This is a genomic window from Methylibium petroleiphilum PM1 (assembly GCF_000015725.1).
Taxonomy (GTDB): Bacteria; Pseudomonadota; Gammaproteobacteria; order Burkholderiales; family Burkholderiaceae_C; genus Methylibium; species Methylibium petroleiphilum.
In genome coordinates this window covers 300450-316965 of the sequence record NC_008825.1, presented here as the reverse complement: position 1 = coordinate 316965, position 16516 = coordinate 300450, and the positions used below count along the sequence as shown (strand labels likewise).

Annotated in this window: 15 protein-coding genes; 3 read left to right on the top strand and 12 right to left on the bottom strand. The window is 67.0% G+C overall.

The genetic code is table 11. The annotated features are described in order from the left end of the window. Positions 1 to 31 precede the first annotated feature (31 nt). The 9 genes from fba to def form a co-directional block, all read right to left on the bottom strand. Positions 32 to 1096, bottom strand: coding sequence for a class II fructose-bisphosphate aldolase (gene fba / locus MPE_RS01450; RefSeq protein ID WP_011827892.1), 1065 nt, complete (start codon positions 1094 to 1096; stop codon positions 32 to 34). Between the two features lie 111 nt (positions 1097 to 1207). After that, the gene (pyk, locus tag MPE_RS01445) at positions 1208 to 2638 is read right to left on the bottom strand and encodes a pyruvate kinase (RefSeq protein ID WP_148210992.1); all 1431 of its coding nucleotides are present in this window, start codon (positions 2636 to 2638) and stop codon (positions 1208 to 1210) included. A 63-nt stretch (positions 2639 to 2701) separates the two neighbouring features. Beyond that, entirely contained in the window at positions 2702 to 3895 is a 1194-nt protein-coding gene (locus tag MPE_RS01440; RefSeq protein WP_011827890.1) for a phosphoglycerate kinase, read from the bottom strand. A gap of 69 nt (positions 3896 to 3964) precedes the next feature. Continuing rightward, on the bottom strand, positions 3965 to 4297 hold the full coding sequence (locus MPE_RS01435) for an AzlD domain-containing protein (protein WP_011827889.1): 333 nt from the start codon (positions 4295 to 4297) through the stop codon (positions 3965 to 3967). Then, on the bottom strand, positions 4294 to 5097 hold the full coding sequence (locus MPE_RS01430) for an AzlC family ABC transporter permease (protein ID WP_011827888.1): 804 nt from the start codon (positions 5095 to 5097) through the stop codon (positions 4294 to 4296). Before MPE_RS01430 ends, MPE_RS01435 begins: the two co-directional genes overlap by 4 nt. 82 nt (positions 5098 to 5179) lie before the next feature. After that, on the bottom strand, positions 5180 to 5554 hold the full coding sequence (locus MPE_RS01425; RefSeq protein WP_011827887.1) for a hypothetical protein: 375 nt from the start codon (positions 5552 to 5554) through the stop codon (positions 5180 to 5182). A 107-nt stretch (positions 5555 to 5661) separates the two neighbouring features. Continuing rightward, complete coding sequence (htpX, locus tag MPE_RS01420) at positions 5662 to 6513, bottom strand: zinc metalloprotease HtpX (RefSeq protein WP_011827886.1); 852 nt, start codon at positions 6511 to 6513, stop codon at positions 5662 to 5664. 79 nt (positions 6514 to 6592) lie between these two features. Next, entirely contained in the window at positions 6593 to 7540 is a 948-nt protein-coding gene (gene fmt / locus MPE_RS01415; protein WP_011827885.1) for a methionyl-tRNA formyltransferase, read from the bottom strand. A 10-nt stretch (positions 7541 to 7550) separates the two neighbouring features. Beyond that, the gene (def, locus tag MPE_RS01410; RefSeq protein ID WP_011827884.1) at positions 7551 to 8063 is read right to left on the bottom strand and encodes a peptide deformylase; all 513 of its coding nucleotides are present in this window, start codon (positions 8061 to 8063) and stop codon (positions 7551 to 7553) included. A 236-nt stretch (positions 8064 to 8299) separates the two neighbouring features. On the opposite strand from def, the gene MPE_RS01405 reads away from it, so the two are divergent. From MPE_RS01405 to MPE_RS01395, 3 genes are all read left to right on the top strand, one after another. Continuing rightward, positions 8300 to 9463 (top strand): LysM peptidoglycan-binding domain-containing protein, encoded by a 1164-nt coding sequence (locus MPE_RS01405; protein ID WP_011827883.1) that lies wholly within the window; start codon positions 8300 to 8302, stop codon positions 9461 to 9463. A 48-nt stretch (positions 9464 to 9511) separates the two neighbouring features. Then, positions 9512 to 10609 (top strand): DNA-processing protein DprA, encoded by a 1098-nt coding sequence (gene dprA / locus MPE_RS01400; protein ID WP_011827882.1) that lies wholly within the window; start codon positions 9512 to 9514, stop codon positions 10607 to 10609. An 85-nt stretch (positions 10610 to 10694) separates the two neighbouring features. After that, complete coding sequence (locus MPE_RS01395) at positions 10695 to 11147, top strand: Smg family protein (RefSeq protein WP_011827881.1); 453 nt, start codon at positions 10695 to 10697, stop codon at positions 11145 to 11147. A gap of 33 nt (positions 11148 to 11180) precedes the next feature. Here MPE_RS01395 and MPE_RS01390 read toward each other — a convergent pair whose 3' ends face one another. From MPE_RS01390 to secD, 3 genes are read right to left on the bottom strand one after another with little or no spacing between them, the layout of a single operon-like run. Beyond that, on the bottom strand, positions 11181 to 13502 hold the full coding sequence (locus MPE_RS01390) for a DUF1631 family protein (RefSeq protein WP_011827880.1): 2322 nt from the start codon (positions 13500 to 13502) through the stop codon (positions 11181 to 11183). Between the two features lie 42 nt (positions 13503 to 13544). Beyond that, positions 13545 to 14579 (bottom strand): protein translocase subunit SecF, encoded by a 1035-nt coding sequence (gene secF, locus MPE_RS01385; protein WP_011827879.1) that lies wholly within the window; start codon positions 14577 to 14579, stop codon positions 13545 to 13547. An 18-nt stretch (positions 14580 to 14597) separates the two neighbouring features. Beyond that, positions 14598 to 16478: a protein translocase subunit SecD gene (gene secD, locus MPE_RS01380; protein ID WP_011827878.1), complete on the bottom strand. Its 1881-nt coding sequence runs from the start codon at positions 16476 to 16478 to the stop codon at positions 14598 to 14600. Positions 16479 to 16516: the final 38 nt, after the last annotated feature.

Here is a 16516-nt window from a genome sequence, read left to right as displayed (position 1 = left end):
CGGGGCGCGGTGACGAGGAGACTGTGAAGACTTACTGAACGACCTGGGCGAGTTCTCCCTTGGCGTACTTGGCAGCCACCACGGAGAGCGTCTCGCCCTTGATCTTGGGTGCCTGACCCTCACAGCCGAACTCGACGTAGCGCTGCTTGCAGATGGACTTGGCCGCGGCCGTTGCCGGCTTCAGGTACTCGCGCGGATCGAACTTGCCGGGGTTCTCGACGAAGAACTTGCGGATCGCCGCAGTCATCGCAAGACGGATGTCGGTGTCGATGTTGATCTTGCGTACGCCGAACTTGATGGCTTCCTGGATCTCCGACACTGGCACGCCGTAGGTTTCCTTCATGTCGCCGCCGTACTTTCGGATCTCGGCCAGCAGATCCTGCGGCACGCTGGAGCTGCCGTGCATCACCAGGTGGGTGTTGGGGATCCGCGCATTGATCTCCTTGATGCGCTTGATCGCCAGGATGTCGCCGGTGGGCTTGCGCGTGAACTTGTAGGCGCCGTGGCTGGTGCCAATGGCAATGGCCAGCGCGTCGAGCTGGGTGCGCTTGACGAAGTCGGCCGCCTCTTCAGGGTCGGTGAGCAACTGCTCCACGGTCATCGTGGCGTCGGTGCCGTGACCGTCTTCCTTGTCACCCTTCATCGTCTCGAGCGAGCCGAGGCAACCGAGTTCGCCTTCGACCGTCACGCCGAGCTTGTGCGCCATGTCGACGACCTTGCGGGTCACCTCGACGTTGTAGTCGTAGCTGGCGATCGTCTTGCCGTCGGCCTGCAGCGAGCCGTCCATCATCACCGAGCTGAAGCCCAGGTCGATGGCGCCCTGGCACACGTCGGGGCTCTGGCCGTGGTCCTGGTGCATGACCAGCGGGATGTGCGGCCAGGTCTCGATCGCCGCCTGGATCAGGTGCTTGATGAAGTTCTCGCCGGCGTACTTGCGCGCACCGGCGCTGGCCTGCAGGATCACCGGCGCACCGACTTCGTGGGCGGCACTCATCACGGCCTGCACCTGTTCGAGGTTGTTGACGTTGAAGGCCGGGATGCCATAGCCCTGCTCGGCGGCATGATCGAGCAGCTGGCGCATGGAAACGAGGGGCATGGGGATCTCCGAAAGTCGACAGCGAAAGGAGCGGCAGGCCGGACGGCGAGCCCGCGAAACCCTGATTTTAGGCGTCCGATCGGCGCCGGAGACCGTCCGTGACCCCCTTGCTCAGGCGACTCGGCAAACCTTGAGCATGTTGGTACCGCCCGGGTAGCCCATCGGCTCGCCGCACGTGATGGCGTAGGTGTCTCCCGGCTTGAGCACGCCACCGTCCACCAGCAGCGCCTCCGCCTTCGCGAGGGCCTCGTCGCGGTCGGTGTACGACGGCATCAGCAGCGGACGCACGTTGCGATACAGCGTCATCTTGCGCTGGCTGGTCTGCTGCGAAGTCAGCGCGAAGATCGGCACGTGGATCTTGTGGCGGCTCATCCACAGCGCCGTCGAGCCCGATTCCGTCAGCGCGACGATCGCCTTGCAGCCCAGGTGGTGGGCGGTGAACAGCGCACCCATCGCGATGCTCTGGTCGATGCGGCCGAAGCGCTTGTTGGTGAAGTCGGCGTCCAGCGCCACGTCCTCGGCCCGTTCGGCTGCCAGTGCGATGGCGGCCATCTGTTCGATGGTCTCGACCGGGTACTTGCCGGCCGCTGTCTCGGCGCTGAGCATCACCGCATCGGTGCCGTCGAGCACGGCATTCGCGACGTCGCTCACCTCGGCGCGCGTCGGCACCGGGTTGACGATCATCGACTCCATCATCTGGGTCGCGGTGATCACCACCTTGTCGAGCTCCCGGGCGAGCTTGATCATCTTCTTCTGCAACGCCGGCACCGCGGCGTTGCCGACCTCGACCGCGAGGTCACCGCGCGCCACCATGATGCCGTCGCTAGCCTTGAGGATCTGCTCGAGCACGGGGATGGCCTCGCTGCGCTCGATCTTCGCGATCAGCGCCGGCTTGTGACGCCACGGCTCACCGGCCACGTTGGCCAGCTGCCGGGCCATCTCCATGTCGGTCGCGCTCTTGGGGAAGCTGACCGCGAGGTACTCGCACTGGAAGCTCATCGCGGTCTTGATGTCCTCCATGTCCTTCGCGGTCAGCGCCGGCGCCGTGAGGCCGCCGCCCTGCTTGTTGATGCCCTTGTTGTTGGACAGCTCGCCGCCGATCTTCACGACGGTGTGCACCGCCTCGCCGATCACCTTGTCGACGGTCAGCACGATCAGTCCGTCGTTGAGCAGCAGCGTGTCGCCCGGCTTCACGTCGCGCGGCAGCGACTTGTAGTCCAGGCCGACCGCCTGCAGGTCGCCCGGCTCGCTGCGGGCGGCGTCCAGTACGAACGCCGCGCCAGGCTCCAGCATCACCTTGCCCTGCGCGAACTTGCCGACACGGATCTTCGGCCCTTGCAGATCGGCCATGATCGCGACCTCCTTGCCGGCGCGCTGCGCCACCTCGCGCACCAGGGCGGCACGTGCGATGTGGTCCTGCGCGCTGCCGTGCGAGAAGTTCAGCCGGACGACGTCGACGCCGGCGGTGATCATGCGTTCAAGCACGTCGGGCGTGGACGAGGCGGGGCCGAGGGTGGCGACGATCTTGGTGGCGCGGTGCATGGTCATGTGAAGAAGATTCCGATGAAGCGAGGGGCGCCGCAGCGCCCCGTGTCGTCATGCCGCTCAGCCGGCGGCCCGCTGCTCGAGGATCTCGAAGGCCGGCAGGGTCTTGCCCTCCAGCACCTCGAGGAAGGCGCCGCCACCGGTGGAGATGTAGCCGATGTCCTTCTCGATGCCGTACTTTGCGATCGCCGCCAGTGTGTCGCCGCCGCCGGCGATGCTGAAAGCCGGCGAATGGGCGATGGCCGCAGCCAGCGTGCGCGTTCCGCCGGCGAACTGGTCGTATTCGAACACGCCCATCGGCCCGTTCCAGACCACCGTGCCGGCGCGCGCGATGATGCCGGCCAGCTCGGCCGCGGTGCGCGGGCCGATGTCGAGGATCAGGTCATCGGGCCGCACCTCGGTGGCGGTCACCTTGTTGGCGCGTGCGATGGCAGAGAACTCGTCGGCCACGACCACGTCGATCGGGATCGGCACCGCGGCGCCACGCGCCTTCATCATGTCGATGATGGCGCGCGCCTCATCCACCAGATCGGGCTCGGCCAGCGACTTGCCGATGGACAGACCGACCGCCAGCATGAACGTGTTGGCGATGCCGCCGCCGACGATCAGCTGGTCGACGTTGGCCGCCAGCGACTTCAGGATCGACAGCTTGGTGCTGACCTTGGAGCCCGCCACGATGGCCACCAGCGGGCGCTTCGGGCTCTTCAGGGCCTTGGTGATGGCGTCGATCTCGGCCGCCAGCAGCGGGCCGGCACAGGCCACCTTGGCGAACTGCGCAATGCCATAGGTCGAGGCCTCGGCGCGGTGCGCGGTGCCGAAGGCGTCGTGCACGAAGATGTCGCAGAGCGCGGCCATCTTCCGGGCCAGCGTTTCGTCGTTCTTCTTCTCGCCCTTGTTGACGCGGCAGTTCTCGAGCAGCACCAGTTCACCCGGCGCGACTTCGACACCGCCGGTCCAGTCCTGCAGCAGCGGCACCTTGCGGCCCAGCAACTCGGCCAGACGGCGCGCGACCGGCGCCAGGGAGTCCTCGGCCTTGAACTCGCCCTCGGTCGGACGGCCCAGGTGCGAGGTCACCATCACGGCCGCACCGGCCGCCAGCGCCATCTCGATGCAGGGGATCGAGGCGCGGATGCGGGTGTCCTCGGTGATGCGCCCGGCGTCGTCCTGCGGCACGTTCAGATCGGCCCGGATGAAGACACGTTGGCCGGCGACGCGACCTTGCTGGATGAGATCGGAGAACCGCAGAACCTTCAAAGACTGACTCCTCGGATGGTGGGGAAAACGAAGGGAATGGCGAGTGGCGCGCGTTCCGGCCGCCGTGGACTACCAGCCCAGCACCAAGCGCAGGGGCAGCAGCACGGCCATGCCGGTGATGATGGTGCCCAGAATGCCGCGGCGCCAGAAGAAGTAGGCCGTCGCAGCCGCGGCCGCATAGACCCTGGCGTCATGCCAGGGCTCGGCGATCAGTTGTCCCTGGCTCATGGCGATCTCCGGCACCACGACCGCGGCCAGCGCGGCGAGCGGCGCGTAGCGCAGGCCGCGCTTTACCCAGTCGGGCAGCGCCAGCTCGCGGTCGGACAGGAAGAAGAACGAGCGGGTGACCACGGTGATGACCGTGAGCCCGGCAATCGTGAGCAGGAACTCACCCGTGCTCAAGCGACGCACTCCTTGTCGCGCGCGTGGGCGTCGAGACGGCGCGCGCCGGTGCGATCCAGCCAGGCACGAAGCCGACGGCCGGCGTCGTCACCGCCATCGATCATCAGCCCGATGCACACGGCCGCGGCGATCGCCACGACGATGTAGAGCTTGAACGGCAGCGCGAAGGCCGCGACAGCTGCGGCCCCGGCCACGACCGCCGCCAGCAGCGTGGCACGGTCCGACACCAGCGAATAGGTCAGGCCGAGCAGGGCCAGCGTACCGGCGAAGCCAAGCCCCCAGTGGGTAGGCACCACGTCCGCCAGCAGAATGCCGATCACCGAGGGAATCTGCCAGGCGAGGTAGTTCGCGCTGACAGATCCCCAGAAGTACTCGATCTGCCCCTCCGGCACATCGCCGTCCGTCGGAGGCACCGCATAGCGCCGCATGAACAGCACATAGTTGAGGTCACCCGAGAAGTAGCCCAGCATCAGGCGCTGCTTCAAGGGAAAGCGCATGAAATAGGGGCGCCACTGCGCGCTGAAGATCACGAAACGCAGGTTGACGCAGAAGGCCGTGGCCCAGATCACCCAGACCGGCGCGCTCAGGGCGATCAGCGGGATGGTGGCGAGCTGCGCGCTGCCGGCGAACACCGTGAAGGTCATCAACAGGGCGAGCGGTACCGACAGACCGCCCTTGACCATCGCGACGCCCGTCACCAATCCCCAGGCGGCGATGCCCAGCGAAACCCCGGCCATTTCGCCCAGTCCGGTGCGGTAGGCCGGGTGACGCAGCACGGAGCGCAGGGAGGGCATCGACATGCGCTCGATTGTCCCACCGGTCGGGCGGTCTCACCGCCCTGCAGCGGCCACCACTTGCGTGACGCAAAACGCCGCTGGCGCTTCAGGACGTATGTGACTTGCGCTTGTCTGCCTTGGGTTCAGCCGGGATCGGCGCCGCTGCATCGGTCTTCGCGACCTCCGATTCGACCGGCTTGCTGCCCGGCCGCTGTATCTGCGGCGCCACAGCGTCGAGCTTGTTCTCGCGCATGTACTCGTCCATCTCGCGCCAACCGGCAAAGACGGCAGCGCGCTGCGCCTTGGCATTGAGCGCGTAGCAATCCTCGATGGCCCGCCCGGCATGCCGACAGGCGCTGCCAATGGCCTTGCCGTCGGCTTCTTTCAGAGCCGCCGTCTTCTCGGCGGCCTCGGTGCCGAGCAGGTCGCAACCGGCGAGCAGCGCCAGGGCGATCAGGGGAAGGATACGGAGGGGCGACATGATGGATGCGGACAGGCTTCGCAGGCTTATCGGTCACGCCGCCCGTCACTTGAGCCCGCCGACAAAAAGGGCCCTGCGGAAGCGGCCCCCTCACGTCGGCGCCGGTGTCAGACCCGTTGGGGAACCATGGCCATCAGCTTGGCCACGCGCTCCTCGGTGGCCGGGTGGGTGCTGAACAGGCCGCGCAGCCCACCGCCGGACAGCGGATTCATGATCATCATCTGCGCCGTCTCCGGATGACGCTCGGCCGCCTCCAGCGGGATCCCCTGGGCATAGCGCTGGATCTTCTGCAGCGCGCTGGCCAGGGCCTGCGGATCGCCGGAGATCTCGGCGCCGCCCCGGTCGGCCTCGAACTCGCGGGCCCGGCTGATCGCCATCTGGATCAGGCTGGCTGCCAGCGGCGCCAGCAGCATCACCAGGATGCCGGCGATCGGGTTGGCTGGCCGACCGTCGCTTCCACGGCCGCCGAAGAACATCGCGAAATTGGCCAGCATCGAGATGGCGCCGGCCATCGTCGCGCTGATGGTGCTGATCAGGATATCGCGATGCTTCACGTGCGCGAGCTCGTGTGCCATGACGCCGCGCAGTTCACGCTCGGACAGCACACGCAGGATGCCGGTGGTGGCCGCCACCGCAGCGTTCTGGGGATTGCGGCCGGTCGCGAACGCGTTCGGCGCGTCCTCGTTGATCAGGTAGACCTTGGGCATCGGCAACTCCGCCTTCGCGGCGAGCTCTCGCACCATGCCGTAGAACTGCGGCGCGGAGGACGCATCGACCTCCTGCGCGTTGTACATCTTCAGCACCATCTTGTCGCTGAACCAGTAGCTGAAGAAGTTCATGCCGAGCGCGACCACCAGCGCGATCGCCATGCCCTGCTGCCCGCCCAGCACCGAGCCGATGGCCATGAACAGCGCCGTGATGGCGGCCATCAGCACGGCGGTCTTCATCAGATTGAACATGTTTCCAGCTCCTGCGCCACGCTGGCGCCCAGGCATAGATGCGGGACAACTCGGGGAGTTCAATCCCCGCACCGCACCATCACAGTGTTGCACCGACCTGCAGTGTCGACCGAACCGCCAGGAAATCCCGCGCCCCGACGCGCCGGCCGCCGGGACGCTGCAGCTGCAGCAGGTCCAGCGACAGGTCACCGCAGGCAACCCGCAGCACGCCCTCGGCAGCGCTCAGCACCGTGCCGGGCGCGCCTCGCTGCGGGGCCACCGCGGCTCGCCACAGCTTCACTGTCTCGCCGGCCTGCTGGAAACTGGCCCCGGGAAAGGGATCGAAGGCGCGCACACGGCGCTCGATCTCCTCGGCCGGCCGCGACCAGTCGATCGCCGCCTCCGCCTTGTCGATCTTGTGGGCATAGGTCACGCCCTCCGCCGGTTGCGGACGCCGCACCAGTCCTCCGCAGGCGGCGGCCTCGAGCGCTTCTACGATCAGCCGACCGCCGAGCGCCGACAGGCGGTCGTGGAGCGTCGCCGTGCTGTCGTCGGATCGGATGGACTCGCGCTCGGAGAGCAGCATGTCACCGGTATCCAGGCCTTCGTCCATCTGCATGATGGTGATACCGGTCTCCGTATCGCCGGCCTCGATCGCCCGGTGGATCGGTGCTGCCCCGCGCCAGCGCGGCAGCAAGGAGGCATGGATGTTCAGGCACCCACGCGCCGGCAGCTTCAGCACCCAGGCCGGCAGGATCAGGCCATAGGCAGCCACCACCATCGCATCGAGCTGCGCCGCCTCGAGCGCTTCGCGCGCCGCGCTTGCGTCATCCGGGTACTTGCCGTCCAGCCGCAGGCTGCGCGGCTGCGTCACGGCCAGGCCGCGCTCCACGGCCAGCGCCTTGACGGCCGAGGCCTGCAACTTGAGCCCGCGCCCCGCCGGTCGATCGGGCTGCGTCAGCACCAGCGGAACGTCGAACCCGGCGTCCAGCAACTGCCTCAGCGCAACACGCGCGAACTCGGGCGTGCCGGCAAATGCGATGCGCACGCAGTCCGCCTCAGTCTCGCGCCTCGTCGCGCGTTTTCTTGAGCATCTTGCTCTTGATGCGGTTGCGCTTGAGCGGGGACAGGTACTCGACGAAGACCTTGCCCATCAGGTGATCCATCTCGTGCTGAACGCACACCGACAGCAGTTCCTCGGCATCGAACTGGTAGGCCTGCCCGTCCCGCCCCAACGCCCGGACCGTGACCTTCGCGTGGCGAGGGACCTTGTCGTAGATCTGCGGCACCGACAGGCAGCCCTCGTCCCCCACGACCATCTCGTCGCTGACCTGCAGCAACTCGGGGTTGATCAGCACCCGGGGCTCGTTGCGATCGTCGGAAACGTCGATGACGATCACGCGCTCGTGCACGTCGACCTGGGTCGCCGCCAGTCCGACGCCCTGGGCGTCGTACATGGTCTCCAGCATGTCGTCGACAAGTTGGCGCACGCGCTCGTCGACTTCCTTTACCGGTTTGGCCACGGTGTGAAGGCGGGGATCGGGATAACGCAGGATGTCGAGTAACGGCATGGCAGAGTAACGAAATGCTTCGGGACGGTGTGGGCCACAAGCAACGAGCGGGCGTGAAGGGCTACCGATGGCTGCACCCGCGCGCCCGGCGGTTTCATTGCGGCATCAAGGGTTTATGGGCAGAATCTTCGAAACGAAGTGAGGATTTTCGCCCAACCGGCAGGGTCGGGTACAAGCCTCACAAAGACCACAGGGCGCCGGGGAGCTTGGAGCCGGCCGTCCACGGAGAGAGCTCGATGACACGAATTGCCCCCGCTGCACGCCGACCCCTCGGTGTGGTTGCCACTGCTCTCTTGTCCGCCCTGACGGCCGGCGTCTCGATGACCGCCGCCGCGGCGGAGCCCAATTTCCCCATCACCGCCCAACAGCGGAGTACTGCCCAGCAAGTCGCGCAGGCCGGCGTGCCGCTCTCCGAACTCGCGCCCAACGCCCCCGACACCTACACCGTCAAGCGCGGCGACACGTTGTGGGACATCTCCGGCGTGTTCCTGAAGCGGCAGTGGCGCTGGCCCGAGCTGTGGGGCATGAATCTCGACCAGATCCGCAACCCGCACCTGATCTACCCCGGGCAGCAACTGCTGCTTGAAAGGGATGGCGACCGCGCCCGCCTGCGCATGGCGGGCGGTCCGAACGGTACGCTGAAGCTGTCGCCGAGGGTCCGCGATGCTGGGGCCTCGGACGGCCCGATTGCCTCCGTCCCGCTGAAGTTCATCGAAGGTTTCCTCAACGATGCGGTGATCTTCGACAGCGACGAACTCGATCGTGCGCCGCGCATCGTCGCGGCCCAGGAAGGGCGTGTACTGCTCGGCAAGGGCGACGCCGCCTACGTGCGGGGCGACCTGACCAATGTGCGGGAATGGCGCGTTTTCCAGCAGCCCAAGGCACTGCGCGACCCCGACACGAACGCCATCCTCGGTTACGAAGGCACCTACGTCGCCACGGCCGAATACGAGAAGGAAGGCGGCACCAACAGCCAGGGCGAGGTCGTCCCGGCCACGTTCCGCATCACGTCCGCCAAGCTGGAGGCCAACGTGGCGAACCGCTTGGCCCCGGCGCAGGCCAAGGATTACACGCCTTATGTGCCGCGGCCACCCGCAGCGCCCATCAGCGGTCGCATCGTGTCGGTCTACGGCGAAGCCCTGAACGCGGGCCAGAACCAGATCGTCTCGCTGAACAAAGGCGCGCGCGACGGCGTGGAGCGTGGTCACGTCCTGGCGCTATGGCGGGCTGGGACGCTGGAGCGCGATCTCACACAGGCGGGCCCGGCTCAGAAGATCCGCCTGCCCGATGAACGCCACGGACTGTTGTTCGTGTTCCGCGTGTTCGACCGCATGTCGTATGCGCTCATCCTGAACGTCAACGACCCGGTCACCCGCGGGGATCGCTTTACCGAGCCCTGAGTTCGCCCTCCGGGTCCCGGCGCTCACTGAGCCATTGCGCCGCCGGCCATGATCGAGCGTGACGATCTCGCAGCGTGGCTGCGCTTGCTCGAAACTCCGTCGATCGGGAGGGATACCGCGCGCCGCCTGCTGGCGGCTTTCGGTTCCCCTCAGGCCGTCTTTGACGCTCCGCCCGTCGCCCTGAGAGAGCTGCTGACGGCGGAAAAGGCCGCGGCGTTGCGGTCGCCGCCCCCCTCGCTCGACGTACTGATCGAAGCGACTTGGCAGTGGCTTGACGCAGGGGAGGAGCGCCACGTGGTGGCGCTCGGCGACCCGGCCTACCCCCGCGCTTTGCTCGAGACCGCCGACCCACCCCTGCTGATCCATGCCGTGGGCCGCTTGGCGTTGCTGAATGCACCGAGCGTGGCCGTGGTTGGCAGCCGCAATCCGACGCCGCAGGGCGCCGAGAACGCCCGCGCCTTCGCCACCGCCCTGAGCCACGCCGGCCTGACCGTTGTATCCGGGCTGGCGCTCGGCATCGATGGCGCCGCCCACGACGGTGCACTGGCAGGCGAGGGGTCGACGATCGCGGTCGTCGGCACCGGGCTCGATCGCGTCTATCCGAAGCGGCATCTGAAGTTGGCTCACCGGATTGCCCGCGATGGCCTGATGGTGAGCGAGTACGCGCCGGGAACGCCCCCGATTGCCGCACACTTCCCACTGCGCAACCGCCTGATCGCCGGCCTGACCCGAGGTACGCTGGTGGTCGAGGCCGCGTTGCAGTCGGGCTCGCTGATCACCGCACGGCTGGCGCTCGAAGCCGGTCGGGAGGTCTTCGCGATTCCGGGCTCGATTCACGCGCCCCAGTCACGCGGCTGTCACGCGCTGATCAAGCAGGGCGCCAAACTGGTCGACAGCGCGGCGGACATCCTTGAGGAACTGCGGTGGTTCGACGCGCCAGACAGGCCCTCGCCCACCACGTCAAGCCCGTCCGTAGAAGACCCGGTACTGGCCGCCCTCGGCCACGATCCCGTCACTCTTGACGCACTGAGCGCCCGGATCGGGTGGCCCCCAGCCGAATTGAGCGCTCGCTTACTGGCACTTGAACTGAGTGGCGACGTGGTTCGTTTGCCAGGCCAGTTGTTCCAGCGCCTCGTACAGGCCTGAGACCCTGCACGCTGAACGCCCCGCATCCGTGCCGGCGAATGCCGGCGGCGCCCTTCGCCTGACACCCCCTGTGGTATCTTGTCGCATGTTCGACGTGCTCGTGTATCTCTACGAAAACTACTGGCAGCCCGACGCGTGCCCCGATCACCGGCAGCTGTCTCGCAAGCTCTCTGCGGTGGGCTTCGAGAACGAGGAGATCGAGGACGCGCTGAGCTGGCTGGACGGTTTGGCGACGGCCGCCGAGTCACACAGCGGCGAGCAGAGTGCGCATGCGCTGCGCGTTTATTCGCCGATGGAGCAGGAACACCTGGGCGAGGCCTCGATCGGCTTCGTCAGCTTTCTCGAATCGGCCGGTGTGTTGCGCGCACCGATGCGCGAGATGGTGATCGATCGCGCGATGGCGATTCCCGCTGGTCCGCTGGCCGTCGAAGACCTGAAGATCATCGTTCTGATGGTGTTCTGGAGCCTGGGTGAAGAGCCCGACGCACTGATCCTCGACGAGTTGTTCGTCGATGACGAGGATCGTCTGATCCACTGACGAACCGGCGCGGTTGCCGCGCCCCTCGTCCATTCAGTTCAGCAAGCGCTGCGGGTCAGCGTCTAGCTTGGCCAGCGCGCTGCGGGTCGCGCGCACCGTGAGGGCCTCATCTTGCGCCGGAACCAGCAGGCCGGCCTGCAGATAGGACGCCAGCCGGTGCTGCTGGAACAGCGTGCCGCGGCCCTGCTGCGAGACGAACAGGCTGAGTTGTTTCCGCATGCCATGCCAGGCCAGTTGCACCGACTCGATGCGACCCCGGTGCTCGAGCATGTACCAACCGCCGACCTGCAGTTCGCGCGCCCAGGCGATCATGGCTGGCGTCGGCATCGATCCCCCCTCAGTCACGATCTGCAGTTCGGTGCTTTCATGCCCTGACAGGTCCATCACGATGGACTCGTCGATCTGCATCTCGTCGGCATCGGGCAGCATTTCCTCGAGGTCCTCGAGTCGCGCCATCAACTCCTCGAGACGCTCGGCGGGAATCGCTGCCGCCTTGGCAGTGAAGGCCGCCGCCAGCGAGTCGTTCAGCGCCTGGATGTGCTCGTCCTGCTTCTCGGGAGCGAGGCCAGCCTCCGCCATGCCTTCGCGCAGCGTCTTCAGCAGCGGCGGGAGGCGGCGAATCACGTCGGCGCGTTCTTCACGCGACACCTTTGCACCCGCCGACCAGATGAGATCGGCGGCAGCGCGCTTCATGATCTTGGTGGCATCGCTGGCGGCTCCCGTCTTCAGCGCCATCGTGGCCAGCACATCGGCCCAGACATGGAACAGGAAGTTGCGCACGCCTTCCTGCACCGGCACCTCGTTGAGCATCTTGCGCAGCTCGATCGTGTACTGGATCGCCATCGTCTCGCGCTGCTCGACCTGCTGCGCGAGCGACACACCCTTGCGCGTCGCCTCGTTCTCGGTCTTGAAATAATGCTCGAGAAAGCGCTCGAACTCGGTCAGGACGGTCTGGAACACCCGACGACCGGTGTCGGGGTAGGCCTCCACGACCTGCACGACGCGCTTGATTTCCTTGTCGAGCGCATCGCCCGCGGCCCGCGAGCTGATGTCGAAGCCCATCACGCAGGCGCCCATGCGGTCGATCAGCTTGCGCGCCGGATGGTCGGTGGTGGCGAAGAAATCGGGCTCGCTGACCGCCACGCGCAGCACCGGCATCTGCAGGCGAGCGAACCACACGCGAACAACCGCCGGGATCTTCTCTTCAGTCAGGATACTCTGGAACAGCAACGCCACGATCTCGATGGTGGCGCGCTCGACCGGCGTGCTGGCGGCTTCCTTGAGTGCCTGCTTGCGCTGCTGCAACTCCTGCAGCAGCGCCGGGGTGCTGATCGCGGCGCGCTCGTCGCGTCCGGTGGTGGCCAGTTGGCGCTGGATGCCGCTCTGCGCTTCCGCGATCGCCCGCTTGAAACCAGTTGAGGGCTGCATCTCCGCCGTGTCGGCGAACGATGGCACCTGCCGGCCCACCAGCTTGTTGAGTCGACCCAGCACCGCTTCCGCATGCCCGGCCGTACGAGCCAGATTGCTCATGCGCGTCATCAACCGGGTTTCCTCGCCGACACCGGCCCCGCGGGTCGACGTCGTCGTGCCGGCAATGACGACATTCGCGCGCCGCAGGCCGCCCTGCGCCTCCGCCATGTCGCCGAAGCCCGTCGTCACCGGGATCGACGCGACATGTGCGCCGGTCGAGCGGCGGATCAGGGGCCGCAGGTCGATTTCGGGACGCACGCCCTCACCGAGCAGCCAGCGGTTGGTCTCGTGGTAGGACTCCTCGACCATCTCGCCGAAGGCCGCGTGGATCACCTTCTGCACGGTCCGCCAGTGCTCCAGCGACAGGCCGGCCGACCGCCAGCTGTCGATCACGATACGTGCCACCACATGCGGTCGCAGCGCGTCGCCACTGTCGAGTTCCTCGCGACGCTCCAGGCTGGACATGCGGGCGCGCAGGTCCGTGAACTCCCACGAAGCCTTGTCCATCATGGCCAGCGCCAGGCGAGAGCTGAGGATTTCCACCTCGATGGTGTCGTCGTCGACCAGTTGCAGCGTGTCGCGCCCACTGCCCATGCTGGACGCCGCAGCTGCGCCGAGCGACGTCCTGCCGCCCGAGGTGCTGATGCGCGGCATGGCACCGAGGCTGTCGATCAGCGCCTGCTGCCACTGCGGTGCGGGTCGGGTCAGGTCGATGGCCGCGTTCATGCGCTTGTGCGCCAGCTGCGGTTCGGCCTTCTCGTTCGCCAGTCGGTGGGCACCGTCGAGCACCCCTTGCACCGCGGTCGGCACCGCGAGCAGCAGCGACTCCATATACACCCGCCGCGCTTGAGCGGCCAGGGCGGATGGGGCGGCTGGGGTGGCCATGGAGGATAGGGGCGGACGGTGATTAGACAGACTGTTTCAACTCTACACCACGGCCCCGGCATTCGGGTCGTCGGGATCGCCGCCCTTGACGCTGCCCGCCTTCATCAGATCCTCCCGCTTGACGCCCAGCCACATCGCAATGGCCGCGGCGACGAACACCGAAGAGTAGATGCCGAACAAGATGCCGATCGTCAGTGCGACTGCGAAGTAGTGCAGCGTCGCACCGCCGAACACCAGCATCGACAACACCATCATCTGCGTCGACCCGTGCGTGATGATGGTGCGGCTCATGGTCGAGGTGATCGCATGGTCGATCACCTGGTGCGTGTTCATCTTGCGATAGCGGCGGAAGGCCTCGCGAATCCGGTCGAAGATGACCACCGACTCGTTGACCGAATAGCCCAGCACCGCCAGCACGGCCGCCAGCACCGACAGAGAGAATTCCCACTGGAAGAAGGCGAAGAAGCCCAGGATGATGATCACGTCATGCAGGTTGGCGACGATCGCCGCGACCGCGAACTTCCATTCGAAGCGGATCGCAAGATAGATCATGATGCCGATGACGACAAAGCCCAGCGCCATCGCACCGTCGGTCGCCAGTTCCTTGCCGACCTGCGGCCCGACGAACTCGCTGCGCTTGAGCATCACCGGTTGCGCGCCGCCGGCGTCGCAGACCTGCGCGCTGACCGACTCGCCCTTGTCGCTGACCGATTGCGACTGCGTGACCTGACCGCCCTCGGCCGCGCACAGCGCGCTGAACACACGGCCCACCACCTCCTGCTGCTTGACGTCGCCCCGCAACGGCAGCCGGACCAGTACGTCGCGCGAGGTGCCGAAGTTCTGCACCTGCACCTCACCGAAACCGAGCGCCTCGACCGCACTGCGCACCTTGGGCACGTCGGCCGTCTTGGCGTACTCGACCTCGAGCACCGTGCCGCCGGTGAACTCGATCGACAGGTGCAGACCGCGCGTCACGAGGAAGAACACGGCGGCGGCAAAGGTCACGAAGGACACGACGTTGAAGATCAACGCGTGCTTCATGAACGGGATGTCGCGCTTGATGCGGAAGAACTCCATGGAACCGTCTCCTTCTACTCAGGCCTGGGCCGCCGGCGGCACAGCGCCGTCCGGACGCCATACCTGACCGATCGACACGCCCTTGAGCTTCTTGCGCCGCCCGTACCAGAGATTCACCAGACCACGCGAGAACAGCACCGCGGAGAACATCGAGGTCAGGATGCCGAGACAGTGCACAACCGCGAAGCCGCGGACAGGACCTGAGCCGAAGGCCAGCAGCGCAACGCCCGCAATCAGCGTGGTGATGTTCGAATCGAAGATCGTGGCCCAGGCGCGCTCGTAGCCGGTGTGGATCGCGGCCTGCGGCGAAGCGCCGGCGCGCAGTTCCTCGCGCACCCGTTCGTTGATCAGCACGTTGGCGTCGATCGCCATCCCCAGCGTCAGCGCGATCGCCGCGATGCCGGGCAATGTGAGCGTGGCCTGCAGCATCGACAGCACCGCCACCAGCAGCAGCAGGTTCACCGCCAGCGCAATGGTCGAGAACACGCCGAACAGCAGGTAGTAGGCGCACATGAACGCGGCAATCGCGGCAAAGCCGTAGATCACGCTGTTGAAGCCCTTGTCGATGTTCTCGGCGCCAAGGCTCGGACCGATGGTCCGCTCCTCGACGATCTCCATCGGCGCCGCCAGCGAACCGGCACGCAGCAGCAGCGCCGTATCGCTCGCCTCCTGCGTCGTCATGCGGCCCGAGATCTGGAAGCGCGAGCCGAGTTCACCGCGAATCACCGGAGCCGTCACGACCTCGCCCTTGCCCTTCTCGAACAGCAGGATCGCCATGCGCTTGCCGACGTTGTCGCGCGAGACGTCGCGCATGATGCGTGCGCCCTTGGCGTCCACGGTCAGGTGCACGGCCGGTTCCTGCGTCTGGCCGTCGAAACCGGGTTGCGCGTCGGTCAGGCTGTCACCGGTGAGGATGACCTGGCGCTTGACGATCAGCGCGGCACCGCCGCGCTCCACGTAGCGCTCGGCCCCGAACGGCACCGGCCCGCTGCCGGTCGCGGCGGCGGCCGCCTCGGCGCTGTCGTCCACCATGCGCAGTTCGAGCGTCGCGGTCCGGCCGATGATGTCCTTCGCCTTCGCCGTGTCCTGCACGCCCGGCAACTGCACCACCACGCGGTCCGCGCCCTGCTGCTGGATCACCGGCTCGGCCACGCCGAGTTCATTGATCCGATTGTGCAGCGTGGTGATGTTCTGCTTGATGGCCTGATCCTGCACGCGGCGCGCCGCCTCGGCCTTCAGGCTGCCGGTCAGCGTGAATTCACTGTCACGGGCCGCCTCGGACCACTGCAGGTCGGGCAGCGGCTCGGTCAGCACCGCCCGCGCGGCGGTGCGCGTCGCCGCGTCGCGGAAGGCGATCGTGACCGTGTTGCCTTCACGCGCGATGCCGGCGTGGCGGATGCTCTTGTCGCGCAGCAGGCTGCGGATGTCGCCGGTCAGCACATCGGCGCGCTTGGTGAGCGCCGCCTTCATGTCGACCTGCATCAGGAAATGCACCCCGCCGCGCAGGTCGAGGCCCAGGTACATCGGCAGCGCATGCAGCGATCGCAGCCAGGTCGGTGAACGCGACAGCAGGTTCAGCGCGACGATGTAGCCCGGATCGGCCGGGTCAGGGTTCAAGGCCTTGGCAATGGCGTCCTTGGCCTTGATCTGCGCATCGGTGTCGCGAAAGCGTGCCTTGATCGACGCACCGTCGAGTTGCACGAAATCGGCCTGCAGTCCGGCCGCCTGCAAGGCCTGCTCGACGCGCGGCACCACCGTCGCGTCGACCTTCAGCGTGGCCTTGCCACTCGACACCTGCACGGCAGGTGCCTCACCGAAGAAGTTGGGCAAGGTATAGACCAGCCCGACCAGCAGCGCGATCGCCAGGATCGCGTACTTCCACCATGGGTAGCGGTTCATTGCAGCATCCTCGGGGGCGACCCCCCGTCCTGGCACCG